Genomic DNA, 18,500 nt, shown 5'->3' with positions numbered 1-18,500 from the left:
ATGCTGTATATCTTTGATTTAGGTAACGTCATTGTTGATATTGATTTCAACCGGGTTCTCGGTGTCTGGAGCGATCTGAGCCGCGTACCACTCTCGACGCTGCAAAGTCGTTTTCAAATGGGGGAGAGTTTTCACCAGCACGAGCGTGGTGAAATAAGTGACGAAGCGTTCGCACAAAAAATGTCTGATGAGCTGGGGCTGTCATTAAGCTATGAACAGTTTGCTGCCGGTTGGCAGGCGGTGTTCGTCGGCGTGCGCCCGGAAGTCATTGCCATCATGCATAAATTGCGTCAGCAGGGTGAGCGCGTGGTTATCCTGTCAAACACTAACCGTCTGCACTGTCAGTTCTGGCCGTCACAATATCCGGAGGTGAATGCTGCCGCCGACAAAGTCTATCTGTCGCAGGAAATGGGATTGCGTAAACCTGACCCGGCGATCTATCAACACCTGCTCAATGAAGAAGAGTTCTCCGCTGAAGAAGCGATCTTCTTTGATGATAACCCCGATAACATTGAAGCGGCGCGCAAGCTCGGTATTCACAGCCTGCTGATTACCGATGCCAGCGTGTTACCGGCTTTCTTTGCCGATCGCCAATAAATGCGCTTTCTCAATCATTATCGGCACCGACTACGGGCCTTTTGGGCATGGGTGAAGCTGCTGTGGCAACGCATTGATGAAGATGGCATGACCATGCTGGCCGGGCACCTGGCCTATGTCTCGTTACTGTCGCTGGTGCCACTGATTGCCGTGGTCTTTGCCCTGTTTGCCGCTTTCCCGATGTTTTCTGATGCCAGTATTCAGCTGAAAAACTTCGTCTTTAACAACTTTGTGCCAGCGGCTGGCGCCACGATCCAAAACTATCTGGAACAGTTTGTGGCTAACGTCAGCAAAATGACCGCTGTTGGCGTCGGTGGTCTGGTGTTCACTGCGCTCTTGTTAATGTATTCGATAGACTCGGCGCTTAACACCATCTGGCGCAGTAAACGTAAGCGGCCACTGGTCTACTCGTTTGCCGTCTACTGGATGATTCTGACCCTCGGGCCGCTGTTGGCGGGTGCCAGCCTGGCGATCAGCTCCTATCTGCTGTCGTTACACTGGGCGACGGTCAGCGGCGTGAGCATGCTGGTGGATGTCGGGTTACGGATATTCCCGCTGCTGCTCTCCTGCCTGTCGTTCTGGCTGCTGTACAGCATTGTCCCGACCACCCAGGTGGCAGGGCGCGATGCGCTAATCGGTGCGGTCGTTGCCGGGTTACTCTTCGAACTGGGTAAAAAGGGCTTTGCGCTGTATGTTACGATGTTTCCCTCGTACCAGCTGATTTACGGCGTGCTTGCTGTTATTCCCATTCTTTTTTTATGGGTTTACTGGACCTGGTGTATTGTTTTATTAGGGGCAGAAATTACCGCCACGCTGGGGGATTACCGCCAGCTTAAACAAGAAGAACAAGAAAGAGAGAACGAAGAATCATGATTGCCTTAATTCAACGGGCGTTATCCGCCAGCGTGACAGTGGCGGGGGAAACCATCGGGGAAATCGGGCCTGGGCTACTGATTTTACTGGGTGTGGAGAAAGGCGATACGCCTGAGCACGCGAAAAAGTTAGTCGATAAAGTCCTTGGTTACCGTATCTTCGGCGACGAAAACGACAAGATGAATCTCAACGTGCAACAGGCGGGGGGAAGTGTTCTGGTCGTGTCGCAGTTCACACTGGCGGCTGACACCAAAAAAGGGATGCGTCCGAGTTTTTCTGGTGGTGCTGCGCCCGCTGATGCTGAAAAACTGTATGAGTATTTCGCTGCCTGCTGTCGTGATAAAGGAATAGCCACGGAAACCGGGCGTTTCGCCGCTGATATGAAAGTGGCGTTGATTAATGATGGCCCCGTGACCTTCTGGCTGCAGGTTTGAAGCAGCTAGCCGAGCGGCAAAGGAATGGCCTGGCGGGACCTGAGAGAGAGAACCATTTTATGTATCACCTCCGCGTGCCAGAAACTGCAGAAGAGTTAGATACCTATTACCAGTTCCGCTGGGAGATGCTGCGTAAGCCATTACACCAGCCGATGGGCTCAGAACGTGATGCCTGGGATGCGTTGGCGCATCATCAGATGGTCGTGGACGAACAGGGCAATCCGGTGGCTATCGGCCGGTTGTATATCAATGCCGATAACGAAGCCGCCATCCGCTTCCTCGCCGTTCATCCGTCTGTCCAGGGGAAAGGCCTGGGAACACTGGTGGCGATGACGCTGGAGTCTGTTGCCCGTCAGGAAGGGGTCAAGCGCGTGGTGTGTAGCGCCCGTGAAGATGCGGTCGATTTCTTCTCTAAGCTTGGCTACCTCAATCAGGGCGAAATCACGGCGCCACAAACCACGCCGGTACGCCATTTCCTGATGATTAAACCCGTGGTGACACTGGATGATATTCTGCACCGTGCGGACTGGTGTGGGCAGTTGCAGCAGGCCTGGTATCAGCACATTCCGCTCAGTGAAAAAATGGGCGTGCGCATTCTGCAGTATACCGGTCAGAAATTTATCACCACGATGCCGGAAACCGGCAACCAGAATCCTCACCACACATTGTTTGCCGGAAGCCTGTTTTCACTGGCGACGCTCACCGGGTGGGGGCTTATCTGGCTGTTGTTGCGTGAACGTCACCTTGGTGGGACGATCATCCTGGCCGATGCCCATATTCGTTACAGTAAGCCTATCAGCGGTAAGCCGGGCGCAATCGCTGACCTCGGATCACTGTCTGGCGACCTTGACCGTCTGGCGCGTGGCCGTAAGGCGCGTGTGCAGCTGGAGGTGGAACTGTTTGGTAACGATGAGTCGGGTGCGGTGTTTGAAGGGGTATATATCGTATTGCCCGCCGACCCGGACGGCCCGTTAGAGCAGGGCGGGTGCGGCGGTTAATGAGAAAATGGCCTTAACGGCCCTTTTTCTTACGGCCTGGCTGGTCAAAACGTTTGCGACCCGCCGGACTGGAAGGGGCTTTATCGGCGGATTTCGCCCCGCCTGATACCGGCTTTTTCGCGGTCGTTTTTTTTGCCGGAGCTTTCTTCGCAGATTTATCTTCGGAGGACGAATCCTCAATCAGCTTAAATAACGCGATCAGTTCATCGTCAGTCAAATCGCGCCATTCTCCCGGCGGCACGCCTTTCAGGCTGATGTTCATAATACGAACACGTTCCAGCTTGGTAACCTCGTAGCCAAAGTGCTCGGCCATACGGCGAATCTGACGGTTTAGTCCCTGTACCAGTGTGATGCGAAAGACAAACGGAGCTTCTTTCTTCACTTTACATTTTTTGGTGACCGTACCGAGCATCGGCACGCCTGCGCCCAGACCGCGAATAAACTCTTCGGTAACCGGTTTGTTGACGGTCACGATGTACTCTTTTTCGTGGTCGTTACCGGCCCGGAGGATCTTATTGACCAGATCGCCGTGGTTGGTCAGTAAGATCAATCCCTGAGAGTCTTTGTCCAGGCGGCCAATAGGGAAGACGCGCTTGCTGTGGTTAACGAAATCAACGATGTTGTCGCGCTCTCCATCTTCCGTAGTGCTAACGATACCGACAGGCTTGTTCAGTGCAATCAGCACCAGATCGTCTTCGTTACGCGGTTCAATAAGCTGACCGTTCACTTTCACCACATCGCCGGCAAAGACCTGATCGCCCACCGAGGCACGCTTGCCGTTAATAAAAACATTTCCCTGTTCGATGTAACGATCGGCATCGCGGCGAGAACAGATACCGCTCTCGCCAATGTATTTGTTAAGACGAATGGATGAGTTAGTCAGCATAGTTCCCCCGTAAAAAAGCGGACTATACCTTACCCGCGTGAGGTTGCGAAGCCCGGACGGGGCAGATATTGCCCCGAACGAGAATTACTGCGCGCCAGCGACCTGGCCTGCCTGCATGGTCTGTTGCACCGATTTCTCGCCTGCCGTCACTGTCAGCGCACCATTAGCAGACGATTTCAGTGATTGTGCCGCCGACAGACTGCCCTGTAATTTCAGCTGGAGATTGCCGTTACCCTGCAGTGGCACCTGTGGCCAGCCCCAGTCATGTAACACATTCACGGGCACCTGACGGCCACTCAGGGTCAACGATAGCGTACGTTGCGGTTGCTGGCTGACCGTGGCCAGGCCCTCCAGCATACCTTCATGGCTGAAAGCACTCATCTCCGTCACGTTGATGCTATTATCCCCGGCGTTGAGCGCCAGCGAGGGATGGCGCAGGTCGACACGGTTAAACGTGGCTTCGGCGGCATTGACGCTCAGATCGCCTGACCAGATTCCCCACTGATGTTGACGAGCCATCAGCAGATGGTTGCCCGTACCGTCCAGTGACGTCGTCTGGAACGGGAAGTCCGGATTGATATCGATAATCAGGTTGCGGTTAGCGCTGAATTTGGTCACCTCAACGCTCGCAAGCCAGGAGGGCAGAGGTTGCATCCAGTGATCACGCCAGTTCAGCGGCAGGGTATATTCCAGCCCGGCGATGACCAGCTCATCCAGCGTCAGTTTTTTGTCGCTGCGCGTCCAGTTTCCCTGCGCCCGCACCAGGCCGTTGACCCAGCGAGAGCTGAACTGCGTGAGCGCCACGCCCTGCGCGGTGAAGTCCATATTGGCAATCGGATCGTTCAACTGCATGCTGCCATTCACAAAACTGCTGGCATTCATCGACAGTGAGCCGTTATCACTTTCCCAGTCGCCGTGACTGACGCTCAGATCTTTTAGGGTCAGGTCGAGATCGGTGACAGCCCAGTCTTGCCCTTCAAGGCGCGCATCGGTCACGTCAACACGGTCAAAATGCACCGCCGGCAGTGTGCGCAGGGGCTGCATGAAATCGCTAAGGTTTTTATTACTCTGAAGACGGATGCTGTTCAGACGTAGATTGGATACCTGCCAGACGCCTTTCACATCGCGCTGCGCGCTGGCGGTGACGGATCCCAGTGCCACATCGGCGCCAAGATTACTGAAGATAAGCTGTTGTCCTTTCAGACTGCCCTGAATCAACACGTTGGCGGCGGGAATGCCCTGCAACGTTAGCGAACCTGCACTCATCTGGAAGCTGGCCTCGTTGCCGAGCACCTTACCGGCTTCCGGTTTCCACGGCATCACACCGCCGTCAACCCGTTGTGCCTGTAACGGCCATTCACCCTGGTTACGGTTTAACGCCATCTGGCTCAGTTGCAGGCGGTCAGCTTGTAATGAAAGCGGCGCGCTCTTTTCGCTGAGGTTGAGTGTTCCCTGCTCAAGACGAATGCTGGCGAAATGGAGTGGGTTACTGAACTGGATAAGCCCAAGCCCGAGATTGACGCGTTTAGCCACCAGTGTTGCGGGCTGGCCTTTACGGCCGAAGGAGACATTGTTTAACAGCAGATGGCTGGGATCGGAAAAGTCATGCTCCACCTTACTGAGCGATAGCTGATAGTCACTGTCGGCACTGACCTGACGGCCAATCCAGCCTGCGCCCCACTGGGTTTGCAACAGCACATAGACGGTGACTATCACCAGCAGCAGCAGGAGCAGCAGGGTGAGTAATACTTTGCCGAAGAACTTCATCACATCCATCCCTATGAATTCTGGTAATGGATTGTTATGCCTGATTTATCGCCGTATCTCAACCTGTCCCGGCTTCGGGCGGAATTAAACCGCCCGGATCCGGGACAGAGAAAGGTTTATTTTTCCTGCGGGAAAACCAGATTCAGAATGATGGCAGTGATACCGCCTGCGGCAATACCGGAAGAGAGCAGCGTTTTCAGCCAGTCAGGGGCAAATTGTAAAATCAGCGGCTGCTGAGAAACGCCCAGACCGACAGCTAACGACAGCGCGATAATCATAATTGCACGGCGGTTCAGCGGCTCGCGTGACACAATGCGCACGCCTGAAGCGGCAATGGTCCCGAACATCACGATGGTGGCACCGCCGAGGACGGGCTCAGGAATATGCTGCACAAAGCCACTGACCGCCGGGAACAGACCGAGTACGATCAGCATTAACGACACGACAAAGCCGACATAGCGGCTGGCCACGCCAGTTAACTGGATCACGCCGTTATTCTGCCCGAAGCACGAATTGGGGAATGTATTAAACAATGCCGAAACAAACGAGTTAAGGCCGTTGGCCAACACGCCGCCTTTCAGACGCTTCATATACAGCGGGCCGCTGACCGGTTGTTCGGAGACATCAGAAGTGGCGGTGATATCACCGATGGTTTCCAGCGAAGTCACCATAAATACCAGCATCAGTGGGATCAGCAAGTTCCAGTCGATGCCCAACCCATAATAAAACGGAGTAGGAATGGCGATCAGCGCGGTATTTGCCGGGGTCGTGTTTTCCGGCAGCATGCCCATCGCCCAGGCCAGCAGATAACCGACTGCCATCGCAATCACCAGTGATGCGACGCGCAGATAAGCGTTACGCTGGCGATTCAGCAGAATAATCACCGCCAGCACAGCACCTGCCAGCAGCAGATTTTTCGGTGCGCCAAAGGTGTGATCGTTCATCGCGGCAAACCCCCCACCGATGGAGGTCAGACCGACCTGGATCAACGACAGGCCGATAATCATCACGACAATACCGGAAACCAGCGGAGTAATAACACGACGCGCCAGATGCAGTACGCGTGACAGTGCCATCTCGGTGCAGGAGGCCAGCATCAGCGTGCCGAACAGGGCGGCCATCATCGTTGGGACGTCAGTGCCGCCGTTTTTCAATGCCAGACCACCCATAATCAGTGGTGTAACAAAGTTGAAGCTGGTGCCCTGAATCGACAACAGACCGGAACCCACCGGTCCCCAGGTTTTGATTTGCAGGATGGATGCCACGCCGGAAGCAAAGAGGGACATACTGATAATATGCTGCGTATCTTGTGCAGGCAGGCCTAGTGCCTGGCAAATCAGCAGTGCCGGCGTAATCACGGCAACAAACATCGCCAGCAGATGCTGACAGGCTGCAAACAGGGTTTGCGGTAACGGCGGACGATCTTCAAGGCGGTAAATCAGTTCGCTTTTGCCGGTAGCAACAGGGCTACGGTCGGCGGCAGCATCTTGGGTTTCAACGGACATCTTCAGGCTTCCCGGGGCAATAAAGTGGCGATTTTAATCTTCTTTTGCGTAAAAGCAATCGTTTGCCAACGCAGCGAACAGGAATCGAAAACATTCATGATCAGGCGTTGGTATAGCGTTCGGTTTCCGGTAGCCAGCGTTCAATCAGGGCGACCGCCTGCTCCGGATAGTGCTGGTGAATATGGCGTGCCACGCGCTGTACCTCGGGGATCATCGCCTGATCACGCAGCAGGTCGGCCACTTTAAACTCGGCGTTACCGGTTTGACGCGTCCCGAGGAGCTCACCGGGGCCGCGAATTTCGAGATCGCACTGGGCAATGACAAACCCATCGTTGCTGTCGCGTAACACCTGTAAGCGCTTTTGAGCGGTTTTGCTTAATGGGGCTTTGTACAGCAGTACACAATGAGAGGCGACAGCACCACGGCCTACGCGCCCGCGTAACTGGTGAAGCTGTGCAAGACCCAGGCGTTCAGGATTTTCAATAATCATCAGGCTGGCATTGGGAACGTCCACCCCAACCTCAATCACGGTAGTCGCAATCAGCAGGTGGATCTCACCCTGTTTAAACGCCAGCATGACGGCCTGTTTTTCCTGTGACTTCATACGGCCATGCACCAGCCCGATGTTCAGCTCAGGTAAGGCCAGCTTCAGTTCTTCCCAGGTGGCCTCGGCCGCCTGCGCTTCCAGCAACTCAGATTCTTCAATCAGCGTACAGACCCAGTAGGCCTGGCGACCTTCGCTGCCGCAGGCGCCTTTCACCCGCGCAATGATATCGGCACGGCGCGTGTCCGGGATGGCGACCGTTGTCACCGGCGTTCTGCCTGGCGGCAGTTCGTCAATGGTAGAGGTATCCAGATCGGCATAGGCGGTCATCGCCAGCGTTCGGGGGATGGGGGTGGCTGTCATGATCAACTGATGCGGATGGAAGCCCTGCTCCTCACCTTTTTCCCACAGCGCCAGACGCTGGTGGACGCCAAAGCGATGTTGTTCATCGATAATCACCAGCGCAAGGCCGTTAAACTGTACCTGTTCCTGGAAGATGGCGTGGGTACCGACAACCATTGACACCTGACCGCTGGCAATGGCTTCCTGTTGTGCGATGCGCGCCTTTCCTTTCTGCTTTCCTGCCAGCCAACCCACTTCCAGCCCCAGTGGCGCAAACCACTGACGGAAATTATTCGCGTGCTGTTCAGCTAATAGCTCGGTCGGTGCCATCAGCGCCACCTGCTTGCCGTAAGCAATCACATTCAACGCAGCCAGTGCGGCGACCAGCGTTTTACCTGAGCCAACATCGCCCTGTACCAGGCGCATCATTGGATAATCGTGGGCAAGGTCAGTTTCGATCTCGCGTACCACGCGTGCCTGTGCATTGGTGGGTTTGAAAGGCAGCGCCGCCAGCAGTTTTTCACTCAGATTGTGGCGGGCTTCCATCGGCAGCGCATGATAACGCTGCGCTCCGGCACGCACCGCCAGCATGCTGAGGTTATGCGCCAGCAGTTCTTCCATAATCAAACGTCGCTGGGCCGGATGGGTACCGCTGTCGAGATCGGTCAGCGCCATATCGGGCGGCGGACGGTGCAGGGTACGTAACGCATTGGGCAGGCTGATTAACCCCCGGCTCAGTTCTGGCGGCAGCAGCTCAGCAATCGCACAGGTGTCCAGCAGAGTTAATGCCTGATCGGTCAGGTTACGTAGCGTTGCCTGCCGTATACCTTCGGTGGTGGAGTAAACCGGTGTCAGCGTTTCCTGAAGCTCAGTGACACTCTGATCGCCCTGCACCTTATATTCGGGATGGATGATTTCGGCGCCGCGTTGACCCCGTTTGATCTCACCGTAAGCGGTGACGCGCCGCCCGGTCGCGAGACTGTTTTTCATTCCTGCATTGAAGTTAAAAAAGCGCAGGGTAAGCACACCGCTGCCATCGCTGATCTGGCAGGTCAGCATTCGACGGCGGCCAAATGAGATATCGCTATGCAGGACTTCACCTTCGACCGTGGCATAAATCCCCGGCAGCAGGTCGTTAATCGCATACAGTTGGGTGCGATCTTCATAGCGCATTGGCAGGTGTAACAGCAAATCCTGCACGGTCAGCAGGCCCAGTTTGGCCAGTTTCGCCGTCTGGCTGGCACCCACGCCTGATAGCGTGTTAAGCGGCACTGCATCCAGCAGGCGGCCCTGCATTATTTCCGCGCCCGGGACTGCATGATAGCCCACCATTCCGGGTCGGCAACGACCTCACCCCGATCGTTGATTTCCGGATAGGGCAGCCCTTTATGCTTTGCCACGCGGGCCAGCACAGGATAGCCACCTTCAAACAGCAGCCGCTGCTGTTCACTGAATTCCAGCGTGCTCTCTGCGCGCAGATACATCCCGGCGTTTTGCCGCTGGCGCTGGGCTTCATAGAGGATCAATGCAGAGGCAACGGATACATTCAGTGACTGCACCATCCCAATCATCGGAATGATGATGTCCTGATCGGCGAGATCGAGTGCTTCCTGAGTGATGCCTGTTTTTTCCTGACCCATCAGAATGCAGGTCGGGCGGGTATAGTCGATTTCACGAAAATCGACGGCTTTATCGGAAAGGTTGGTTGCCAGAATCTGCATGTTCTGGTCTTTCAGATGGGTGACGGCGTCTGCGATGGTGCGGTGGGTTTTAACCTGCACCCAGCTGTTGCTCCCCGCAGCGGAAGAGACCATGGTGCGCATACGGCTACCCGGCCACACCGCGTGGACTTCATGTACGCCAACGGCATCAGCAGTACGGATTACCGCCGAAACGTTATGAGGTTTATGCACCTGCTCCATACACACTGTCAGATCGTGCTGACGGGCGGCAAGCATTGCGCGGATGCGGGCATAACGTTGAGCATTCATGCGAAGTAGACTCCCTAAAAATAAGTCATTCCGTCAGACCGGCGATCGGGGAGCAGGAAAAGACGGAGGTTTGCTCCGTCATTCCCTTAATTGCGGTTGCGGTGCACCTTGATCACATCCGGCATCACGCGAATTTTACGCATGATATTCGCCAGATGAACACGATCGCGCGCCGTCAGACGGATAAAGGCGCTGTACACACGACCATCTTTCTCTTCGGTGTTCAGGCTCTGAATATTGGAAGCGGCGGTATTGATCGCCGCAGTCAGATTGGCCAGTGCGCCCTGGTGGTTAAACATATCCACTTTAATTTCAGCCACAAACTCCTGCTCGGTGACCTTGTCCCACTCGACCGCCATGTATTTTTCGGGCTCTTTCTGATAGCCACGGATATTACGGCAGGATTCATGGTGCACGACCAAACCTTTGCCTGGACTGACGTGAGCAACAATCGGGTCGCCGGGGATCGGACGGCAGCACTTAGCAAACGTGATCAAAACACCGTCAGCCCCTTTGATCGGCAGCTTGCTACGCGTACCGCTGGTTGTTGATGTGCTGGTGGCCGGAGCATTTTGGTCGCTCTGTTGCAGGTTTTTCGCCACGACCACACTCATTGCGTTACCCAGACCGATTTCAGCCAGCAGGTCGTCAAGTGACGCCATCTTCATGCGCTCCAGCTCATGCTGGACGTTAGCTTCAGGGATCTCTGCCAGTTTACGGCTGCCACCCAGCGCATGATTAAGCAGACGACGGCCGAGGCTGACGGAGTCATCACGCTTAAGGTTTTTCAGCAACTGACGGATTTTGGCGCGCGCTTTGGAGCTGACGACAAAGTTCAGCCAGGCGGCGTTCGGACGGGCGCCTGGTGCAGTAATGATTTCCACGGTCTGGCCGCTGGTCAGCGACTGCGACAGGGGGTAAGGCTGGCGGTCTACGCGTGCACCGACGCAGGCATGGCCAATGTCGGTGTGAACGGCGTAGGCAAAGTCAACCGGTGTGGCACCCGCCGGCAATTCGACAATACGCCCTTCTGGGGTGAAAACGTAAATCTCATCCGGGAACAGATCGGATTTCACGCTCTCGATAAATTCAAAGGAGCTACCGGCACTTTGTTGCAGTTCCAGCAGGCTCTGCAACCAACGCTGTGCGCGGATTTGCGCGGTAGTGCTGCTTTCGCCCTGTTCTTTATAAGCCCAGTGCGCCGCGACCCCCATCTCTGCCATCTGATCCATATCTTCAGTACGGATCTGCACTTCAACCGGGACGCCGTGAGGACCGATCATTGAGGTGTGCAGGGATTGATAGCCGTTGGCTTTAGGAATGGCGATGTAGTCTTTTACCCGGCCTGGGCGCGGTTTATATAAACTGTGCATCTGGCCCAGCACGCGGTAGCAGGTATCCACATCACGCACGATCACCCGGAAAGCGTAGATATCCATAATCGAATGGAACCGTTGCTCTTTCAGGTGCATTTTGCAGTAGATAGAATAGAGATGCTTTTCGCGACCGCTGACGCGGCGGGTAATTCCCGCTTCTTCGAGGCGGCCGTCAATTTCAGAGAGGATTTTCTGAATCATCTCTTTACGGTTGCCACGTGCGGTTTTCACCACCTCTTTAATCACGCGATAGCGGTTCGGATACAGGGCTTCGAAGCCCAGTTCTTCCAGCTCGGTTTTCAGGTGGTGTATACCCAGGCGGTGTGCCAGTGGGCTATAAATTTCGAGTGTTTCTTGCGCAATACGGCGTTTTTTATCCGGACGCAGCGCACCCAGGGTGCGCATATTATGCGTGCGGTCGGCCAGCTTGATCAAAATGACGCGGATATCTTGCACCATCGCCATGATCATCTTGCGGAAGTTTTCAGCCTGCGCTTCTTTTTTGTCGCGGAACTTCAGTTTATCGAGCTTAGAAACCCCTTCTACCAGTTCAGCAACGGTCTGACCGAACAGCTGTTCCATATCCTGGTAAGTGGCGGGGGTGTCTTCGATAACATCGTGCAGAAGTGCGGCCATCAGTGTTTCATGGTCGAGCTTCATTTCAGCGAGGATGCAGGCTACGGCGACCGGGTGGGTGATATAAGGCTCACCGCTGGAGCGTGTCTGTCCCTCGTGAGCATCACGTGCGACAAGATAAGCTTGCTTGAGGCGCTTAATTTGCTCCTCAGGCAAGTATTTTTCAATCAGCTGATTGAGGCTTTCAAACAGATACAAGGCGGGCCTTCAAAGCGAATTAACGACGACCTTCAGCGATAGCGGTAACAGCCTGCAATTCAGCGGCTTCCTGCTCTTGCTGCTCCTGGCGATCGCGAACGTCGAGGATCTGATTCGTGATCAGGCCTTCTTCGATTTCGCGCAGCGCGATAACGGTAGATTTGTCGTTCTCTTCAGGAACCAGTGGGTCTTTACCACCAATCTGCATCTGACGTGCGCGACGTGCTGCTACCAGAACCAGGTCAAAACGGTTACCAATTTTTTCTACTGCGTCCTGTACGGTTACGCGTGCCATAAGTGTGATACTCCACGGGTGGTGACGAAATGACTGGGCATCATACTGAGTTGTCCTCAGTCTGCCAATAGTTTGCTGATTAAAGCATCATGACGGGCTTTTTGACGAGCCATACGCAGACGCTCTGCGCGAATAATGTTTTTCAAATCGGACAATGCCAGATCGAAATCATCATTCACGATCAGGTAATCGTACTCTGCGTAATGGCTCATTTCGGCAACAGCCTGCGCCATACGCTTGGTAATCACTTCTTCGCTGTCCTGGCCGCGGCCACGCAGGCGGCGGTCCAGTTCGTCTTTCGACGGTGGCAGCACAAAAATGCTGCGGGCTGCCGGCATTTTCTCGCGAATCTGTTTTGCACCCTGCCAGTCAATATCAAGAAACACATCAACGCCAGTCGACAACACTTGTTCAATCGCTTTACGCGATGTTCCATAGTAATTGCCGAACACTTCAGCATGTTCGAGGAACGCATCTTCGCTGATCATGGTGCGGAATTCGTCGTGATTGACGAAGTAATAGTGCTCACCGTGATTTTCACCCGGCCGTACCCCACGTGTGGTGTGGGAAACAGATACCTGAGTATCGTACAGCGGTTGCGTTTTCAACAACGCCTGAATCAGACTGGATTTACCCGCGCCGCTGGGGGCGGAAACAATAAAAAGTGTACCTTGAGCCATGATTATTCTTGATATGCCAATAAAGCGGAGTCTACTTCCTGCACAGTATACACAGGTGCAGCGCGTGATGCAGCGTTTAGGCCCTGTAATACGCCTTTTTCTGTCGAAATGGACAATGTTTCTCAAGTTTTTTGTCGTGTGATGTGCCCTGCAGCAGAAACCCCTGAAGCCAGCTTCCATCATTCTGCTTTCCCCCTCGCCAGTTCCCCTTTGCTGCGTTTTACTGCCGGGTATTCATTGAATGCGCAGGAGAAGCAGGGATGCACTATCTCATTTTACTGGTCTGGCTTTTTAGCCTCGGGGTTTCGGCAATGTGTCCGGTTTGGGCGCCCACACGCGCTGAGGAGGAGATCGCGGGTCTTGAAGCCCAACTCATTCAGTGGGATGACCTCTACCATCGTCAGGGGAAAAGCGTGGTGACCGATGAGCACTATGATGCTCTGCGCAGTAAGTTACAGCAGTGGCAACGTTGTTTTCATCCCACTCTCGAGCCTCACCCGCCAGTGCTGAAGACCGATGGCAAGGTGTCACATCCTGTCGCCCATGTCGGGGTCCGAAAACTGTCCCGTAAGGATGATGTAGCCCACTGGATGATGAACAGGCGAGAGCTCTGGGTACAACCGAAGATTGATGGAGTGGCTGTTACGCTGATCTATCGTCAGGGAAAACTGGTAAAGATGATCAGTCGTGGTAACGGCCTGTCAGGCGAAGACTGGACGACAAAAGCTGCGTTGATTAGCGATATTCCCCTTACGATTCCGTTGTTGTCCAGGCAGCAGATTTTTCAGGGCGAATTGTATCTCAAGATGACCGATCACCAACAGGCTACTGATGGGGGAAAAAATGCCCGTTCAATTGTTGCCGGTGCATTAATGGCGAAAACACCTGCCGAAGTGCTGCCGCATATCGGTCTGTTTGTCTGGGCATGGCCAGACGGACCGGAAAACTTAACACAGCGCCTGTTGGCTCTGCGTCAGGCGGGTTTTCCCGATGTCAGTGAATGGACGCACAGAGTGACTGGCGCAGACGAAGTCGAAAGCTGGCGTGAGCGCTGGTTCCATCAGCCGTTGTCCTTTGTTACCGATGGTGTTGTGGTACATAGCCTCCCATCGGAACAGGGATGGAACTGGATCCCTGGCCAGGGGAACTGGGCGGTGGCCTGGAAATATCCCCCACCGCAAGCGACCAGCGAAGTCCGTTCCGTGGCGTTTTCTGTTGGCCGTACGGGAAAAACGAATGTGGTGCTTATTCTGCAACCAGTACAGCTGGATGACAAACGCATCAGTCGGGTGAATGTTGGCTCAGTGTCACGCTGGCGGAAATGGAATGTGATCGCCGGAGACCACGTCAGTATTGATCTTGCGGGTCAGGGGATCCCGCGTCTGAATGAGGTACTGTGGCGGGTGGCGCAGCGAGATTATCCTCAGTTTCCCGATGCGGCATCTTTCAGTCATCTTAGTTGCCTTCATCTGACACCAGAATGTCGGCAGCAGTTCCTGGCACGGCTGGAGTGGCTGAGCAGTAAGCCTGCGCTTAACCTGACGGGTATGGGGCGCCAGAACTGGCAGCAGTTGCTTCAGTCGGGCTATCTGACACACTTGTTTTCATGGCTGGCACTGTCGCAGGAACAGTTAAAGGTTGTTCCTGGAATCGGAGAGGCGAGATCACATCTTTTCTGGCAGCAATTTCGCTTAAGTCGACAGCGGCCTTTCAAGCGTTGGGTCAGGGCATTAGGTGTTCCGATCCCTGAGAAGGCCATGAATGCACTGGTGGATGATAGCTGGTCGCAGCTATTGTCACGCACGGTAGAGGAGTGGCAGACGTTACCCGGTATTGGTGACGGGCTGGCGCAAAAGATTATCAATTTCCTGCAACATCAGGAGGTGCGGCAGCTTATCCATTGGTTGGAGGAGCCGGCCGCCCTGGCTGTATCATCAGATTAATGGTCATCGTGCGGGTAATTGAATACAGGCAAGCCCAGTTTGAAACGAAGCGCCAACAAACGAGCGATGAATCCGGCTAGCAGCGTAATGATAATGACAGTTTCCGTGGGCAGCGCGGTTTTTAGCAAAAGAATGTAGACCCAGCCCGAGGCGAAGGCGATGCCAGCATAAAGCTCTTTCTGGAAAACCAGGGGGATCTGGTTGCAGAACATATCGCGGAGAACACCGCCAAACACACCCGTCACAACTGCGCTGATGGCTGCAATAATTCCAGCGTGCCCCATATCCAGCGCTACCTGCGCACCAATGATGGAAAAGACCACCAGGCCTAATGCATCAAGGACAAGAAAAACCTTACGAAGGTGGGGCATGAGGGGGGCTGCCAGCGTAGTGATGACGGCGGCGGCAGCAACAATCATGATGTATTCAGGATGTTTCACCCAACCGAGTGGGTAATGTCCTAGCAGCATATCGCGGACTGAACCCCCGCCAATCGCGGTGACAGACGCGATGATGATCACACCGAACATATCCATCTTGCGACGGCCAGCCGCCAGTGCGCCTGTCATGGCTTCCGCTGTAATACCGATGATATAAAGGACCGTGAGTAACATTGCCATCTCCTTAAAACCTGGCGGCAATCCTAAGGGGTTAGCGTCAAAACGGCGACTGAAATTTTCACAGGGGAAGCCTTGTCGTATGAGGCGGCTCAACGGGGGGCCACTAACGATGAATGCCGTAGCAAAACAATAAATGCGTGGAGATGAAATAGGAATGAGTGTAAATGGATGTTTTCAGAATGGAGTCTGTCTGATTTTATTGATTATTATTGTTTGATAAATAAGTCTCTCTGTGTTTGGCTTTACAGTTATATTTTATGATTTTTTTGTTCTAAAGTGTTCAGATTTTATTTATAAATATCCAGCTGGTTATAATTATCATCATTAATTTATGTTTTTTTTATTACAGGTAAGTCAATGCTTTGCTTTTATCTGGTGCAAATTGCTTGCCATTCCGTACTGAGCGCATTTAAGATGTTTTGTGAAATTGTTAATGAACGGAATGTTTATTCAGGGCTGTGATGATAATCTACATGGAGGGAGTATGTCTAACCGGCACACAATAGCAATCTCTGATGACCACCCACATATCATATATTCGATAAAGATGCTGTTCGAAAATAGCGATTTGTTCGTTGTTTCAAACGAAACAATATGTGGGAAAAACTTATTGTCAGGTCTGGCTTCTAAACAAACGGACATAGTTATTACTGATTTTTCATTGAGTTCAGACCGTTCGACGATGGATGGGTTTGCCAAGCTTCGTGCTCTAAAAGGGCGGTTTCCTGATGTGAAGGTTGTCCTGCTTACCTCACAAAGTAATACAGCCATTCTGAGAAGTGCATGCGATTATGGCGTTAAGTCAATCGTTAGTAAATCTGACCCTGTAGAGGAAACGGTAATGGCTTGCCAACACGTCATGACCCAGCAAGGGTATTTCTTCTCTTCATCATGTAGCCATGTTAAGAATTATCTAGTAAAAGGAAAGGAAAAAGGAAGCCCTCTTACTCCTAAAGAGTTAGAGGTGATTAGACTATTCTCTTCTGGATACACGTTGTCAGAAATTGCAGTGCGCCAAAACAGAACCATCAGCACAATTTCCACTCAAAAGTATAATGCGATGCGTAGGCTGGGTGTCTCCTCTAACATTGAGCTGATACGCTATGCATACGCAAAAGGGTTAATCTAGTTTTTTGGTATCGTAAGGTAAAAATAGTATTTAGTTGGAAGGTTATTTCCATTTTTTCAGTTGTAGCGATTATTTCTAATGCGGTTGTTCTTATTTTTGGTAGCGACACCAAGACGAAAATGCCCCAGGTGATTAACTGTCATCACGAGGGGCATCATTGGGGCAGTATTACCCATGTGGGGCAAGTGGTATCTGTCGGACATTCAGTCCTTCTGTTCTGCAAGAGAACAGCACGCTCGAATCGTGAGAGACCAGGGCAAAGCCTGGTCTCTCGATGTGGGAAGCGTTATTTCCCGTCAGCAGCCTGTCTGACGACTTACAATTTTTCCCAGGCTTTTTTCAGTCCGGTTTCTTCATCGGGGTCGGCTCCCTGTGCCGAGGTTGCTTCTTCTTCCGTCAGCGATTCGTTATCAAAAGAGGGCATCGTTTCCTCAATCATCTGTTCATCAAATGCCGGATTCAGTGCCGGAGAAAGCGGAGAACTCATCAGGCTGTCTGGCATCGCAATATGTGGAACGGGCGCATCCTCAACAAATTGTGCCTCGTCTTCCTTCACTGTTCTGCTCAGGCCGACAATGATCAGGCCACACAGCGCAAAGAAGGCATAAAGCGTATTGCCCCCCAGAGGCTCCATTAGTAGGCCTACGACCAGTGGACCAATACTGGCGCCGACACCAAAGGCCATCAGCAGGCACGCTGCCAGTGAGACGCGTCTTTCCGGCTCAACCAGGTCATTCGCCAGAGCGACAGCCAGAGGATATAGCGAAAACTGCAGCATACTGACGATAAAACCCAGCCCCAGCAGCAGCGAGAAACTGATGTGTGGCAGGACTGCCAGGGGTAGCGCTGCAACAATCAGCACAATGGCATTTAGTCGCATCAGCAGGGTGCGGTTATAGCGATCAGACAACCAGCTGAGAGGAAACTGTGCGACCAGCCCGGCAAAAATAGCGATGGCCATAAACAGACCGGTTTGGCCTGTTGTCAGATCTTGCTGACTGGCATAAACCGGTGCCAGTCCATAAAAAGAGCCGACCAGCATGCCAATAGCGAGGGTGGTTGCGAGTACTTTAGGGATAGCACCGATAAAATACCGCAACTCCATCGGGGCTGGGGAAAGCTGGCGGGCGTGTGTCCGCGTGGTCAAGGCAATTGGCACCAGACAGAGTGAGAAACAGAGGGCGATTAACAGCAACGTGCTCAGACCCAGATCGGTTTGCAGCATCAGCACCACCTGCCCGAGCGACATGCCGAGGTAGGTCGCCACCATATAGCAGCCAAAGACTTTGCCACGCTGTTCAGATTCTGACTGGTCGTTAAGCCAGCTTTCCAGCACCATATATTGGCACATCATGCACAGACCGATGATCAACCGCAGCCCGACCCAGACCGGGATAAACCCGGTTAGCCCGTGGCACAGCACGGCCGCGGTAATAATACCGGCGCAGGAAACATAGGTACGAATATGGCCGACGCGGGCGATGAGAAAATGACCCACTTTGCCGCCGATCACCAGGCCGATGTAGTTCGCTGCAATAATGGCCCCGATCAGACCGCCGGAGACATGGGCCGATGTCAGACGCAGGGAAACATAGGTCGTCAGCAACCCGGAACCGAGCAGCATTAACAGCGTAGTGGTATAAAGCGGGAAAAACACGCCTAACGTCTTGTTCACTCTGCCTCCTG

16 protein-coding genes are annotated in these 18,500 nt (G+C 53.5%); 6 read left to right on the top strand and 10 right to left on the bottom strand.

Annotation, left to right across the window (positions count from 1 at the left end; genetic code table 11):
* From yihX to fabY, 4 genes are read left to right on the top strand one after another with little or no spacing between them, the layout of a single operon-like run.
* Window positions 1-597 (top strand): glucose-1-phosphatase, encoded by a 597-nt coding sequence (gene yihX / locus FY046_RS20190; protein WP_133846472.1) that lies wholly within the window; start codon window positions 1-3, stop codon window positions 595-597.
* Window positions 598-1,470 (top strand): virulence factor BrkB family protein, encoded by an 873-nt coding sequence (locus tag FY046_RS20185; protein WP_133846471.1) that lies wholly within the window; start codon window positions 598-600, stop codon window positions 1,468-1,470.
* Window positions 1,467-1,904 carry a D-aminoacyl-tRNA deacylase gene (gene dtd, locus FY046_RS20180; RefSeq protein ID WP_133846470.1) on the top strand — a complete coding sequence of 146 codons (438 nt, stop codon included), beginning with the start codon at window positions 1,467-1,469 and terminating at the stop codon, window positions 1,902-1,904. The genes FY046_RS20185 and dtd overlap by 4 nt, the downstream gene beginning before the upstream one ends.
* 59 nt (window positions 1,905-1,963) lie before the next feature.
* A complete protein-coding gene (gene fabY, locus FY046_RS20175) occupies window positions 1,964-2,902 on the top strand; it encodes a fatty acid biosynthesis protein FabY (RefSeq protein WP_133846469.1) in 939 nt (312 codons plus the stop codon).
* 13 nt (window positions 2,903-2,915) lie between these two features.
* On the opposite strand, the gene rluF is transcribed toward fabY, so the two are convergent.
* The 8 genes from rluF to gmk all read right to left on the bottom strand — a co-directional run bounded on the left by rluF (window position 2,916) and on the right by gmk (window position 13,122).
* Window positions 2,916-3,788: a 23S rRNA pseudouridine(2604) synthase RluF gene (gene rluF / locus FY046_RS20170; protein ID WP_133846468.1), complete on the bottom strand. Its 873-nt coding sequence runs from the start codon at window positions 3,786-3,788 to the stop codon at window positions 2,916-2,918.
* 84 nt (window positions 3,789-3,872) lie between these two features.
* On the bottom strand, window positions 3,873-5,555 hold the full coding sequence (locus tag FY046_RS20165; protein ID WP_446186426.1) for an AsmA family protein: 1,683 nt from the start codon (window positions 5,553-5,555) through the stop codon (window positions 3,873-3,875).
* 116 nt (window positions 5,556-5,671) lie between these two features.
* Entirely contained in the window at window positions 5,672-7,060 is a 1,389-nt protein-coding gene (locus FY046_RS20160; RefSeq protein WP_159338303.1) for a nucleobase:cation symporter-2 family protein, read from the bottom strand.
* A gap of 100 nt (window positions 7,061-7,160) precedes the next feature.
* The gene (gene recG, locus FY046_RS20155; RefSeq protein WP_446186424.1) at window positions 7,161-9,242 is read right to left on the bottom strand and encodes an ATP-dependent DNA helicase RecG; all 2,082 of its coding nucleotides are present in this window, start codon (window positions 9,240-9,242) and stop codon (window positions 7,161-7,163) included.
* Window positions 9,242-9,937, bottom strand: coding sequence for a tRNA (guanosine(18)-2'-O)-methyltransferase TrmH (trmH, locus tag FY046_RS20150; RefSeq protein WP_446186423.1), 696 nt, complete (start codon window positions 9,935-9,937; stop codon window positions 9,242-9,244). The genes recG and trmH overlap by 1 nt, the downstream gene beginning before the upstream one ends.
* A gap of 86 nt (window positions 9,938-10,023) precedes the next feature.
* A complete protein-coding gene (gene spoT / locus FY046_RS20145) occupies window positions 10,024-12,147 on the bottom strand; it encodes a bifunctional GTP diphosphokinase/guanosine-3',5'-bis pyrophosphate 3'-pyrophosphohydrolase (RefSeq protein ID WP_446186422.1) in 2,124 nt (707 codons plus the stop codon).
* A gap of 19 nt (window positions 12,148-12,166) precedes the next feature.
* Window positions 12,167-12,442, bottom strand: a complete 276-nt coding sequence (gene rpoZ / locus FY046_RS20140) for a DNA-directed RNA polymerase subunit omega (RefSeq protein WP_133846462.1) — start codon at window positions 12,440-12,442, stop codon at window positions 12,167-12,169.
* Between the two features lie 56 nt (window positions 12,443-12,498).
* Entirely contained in the window at window positions 12,499-13,122 is a 624-nt protein-coding gene (gene gmk, locus FY046_RS20135) for a guanylate kinase (RefSeq protein ID WP_133846461.1), read from the bottom strand.
* 260 nt (window positions 13,123-13,382) lie between these two features.
* Between gmk and ligB the strand changes: the two genes are divergently transcribed.
* Window positions 13,383-15,065, top strand: a complete 1,683-nt coding sequence (gene ligB / locus FY046_RS20130) for an NAD-dependent DNA ligase LigB (protein WP_446186421.1) — start codon at window positions 13,383-13,385, stop codon at window positions 15,063-15,065.
* Here ligB and FY046_RS20125 read toward each other — a convergent pair.
* Window positions 15,062-15,679, bottom strand: coding sequence for a trimeric intracellular cation channel family protein (locus FY046_RS20125; protein WP_133846459.1), 618 nt, complete (start codon window positions 15,677-15,679; stop codon window positions 15,062-15,064). The genes ligB and FY046_RS20125 overlap by 4 nt on opposite strands.
* A 490-nt stretch (window positions 15,680-16,169) precedes the next feature.
* Here FY046_RS20125 and FY046_RS20120 point away from each other — a divergent pair, with 490 nt between their 5' ends.
* Entirely contained in the window at window positions 16,170-16,814 is a 645-nt protein-coding gene (locus FY046_RS20120; protein WP_133846458.1) for a response regulator transcription factor, read from the top strand.
* A 316-nt stretch (window positions 16,815-17,130) separates the two neighbouring features.
* Here FY046_RS20120 and FY046_RS20115 read toward each other — a convergent pair whose 3' ends face one another.
* Window positions 17,131-18,489 carry an MFS transporter gene (locus tag FY046_RS20115; protein ID WP_446186420.1) on the bottom strand — a complete coding sequence of 453 codons (1,359 nt, stop codon included), beginning with the start codon at window positions 18,487-18,489 and terminating at the stop codon, window positions 17,131-17,133.
* Window positions 18,490-18,500: the final 11 nt, after the last annotated feature.

This window comes from Erwinia sp. 1181_3 (assembly GCF_052824965.1).
This window is presented reverse-complemented; position numbering and strand designations above follow the sequence as displayed.

Excerpts from the sequence above, each read along its gene's own strand:
- FY046_RS20125 (WP_133846459.1), bottom strand. The coding sequence starts at position 15,679 with ATGTTACTCACGGTCCTTTATATCATCGGTATTACAGCGGAAGCCATG.
- FY046_RS20185 (WP_133846471.1), top strand. The coding sequence starts at position 598 with ATGCGCTTTCTCAATCATTATCGGCACCGACTACGGGCCTTTTGGGCA.
- trmH (WP_446186423.1), bottom strand. The coding sequence starts at position 9,937 with ATGAATGCTCAACGTTATGCCCGCATCCGCGCAATGCTTGCCGCCCGT.
- dtd (WP_133846470.1), top strand. The coding sequence starts at position 1,467 with ATGATTGCCTTAATTCAACGGGCGTTATCCGCCAGCGTGACAGTGGCG.
- rluF (WP_133846468.1), bottom strand. The coding sequence starts at position 3,788 with ATGCTGACTAACTCATCCATTCGTCTTAACAAATACATTGGCGAGAGC.
- fabY (WP_133846469.1), top strand. The coding sequence starts at position 1,964 with ATGTATCACCTCCGCGTGCCAGAAACTGCAGAAGAGTTAGATACCTAT.
- gmk (WP_133846461.1), bottom strand. The coding sequence starts at position 13,122 with ATGGCTCAAGGTACACTTTTTATTGTTTCCGCCCCCAGCGGCGCGGGT.
- ligB (WP_446186421.1), top strand. The coding sequence starts at position 13,383 with ATGCACTATCTCATTTTACTGGTCTGGCTTTTTAGCCTCGGGGTTTCG.
- recG (WP_446186424.1), bottom strand. The coding sequence starts at position 9,242 with ATGCAGGGCCGCCTGCTGGATGCAGTGCCGCTTAACACGCTATCAGGC.
- rpoZ (WP_133846462.1), bottom strand. The coding sequence starts at position 12,442 with ATGGCACGCGTAACCGTACAGGACGCAGTAGAAAAAATTGGTAACCGT.
- FY046_RS20120 (WP_133846458.1), top strand. The coding sequence starts at position 16,170 with ATGTCTAACCGGCACACAATAGCAATCTCTGATGACCACCCACATATC.
- FY046_RS20160 (WP_159338303.1), bottom strand. The coding sequence starts at position 7,060 with ATGTCCGTTGAAACCCAAGATGCTGCCGCCGACCGTAGCCCTGTTGCT.
- yihX (WP_133846472.1), top strand. The coding sequence starts at position 1 with ATGCTGTATATCTTTGATTTAGGTAACGTCATTGTTGATATTGATTTC.
- FY046_RS20165 (WP_446186426.1), bottom strand. The coding sequence starts at position 5,555 with ATGAAGTTCTTCGGCAAAGTATTACTCACCCTGCTGCTCCTGCTGCTG.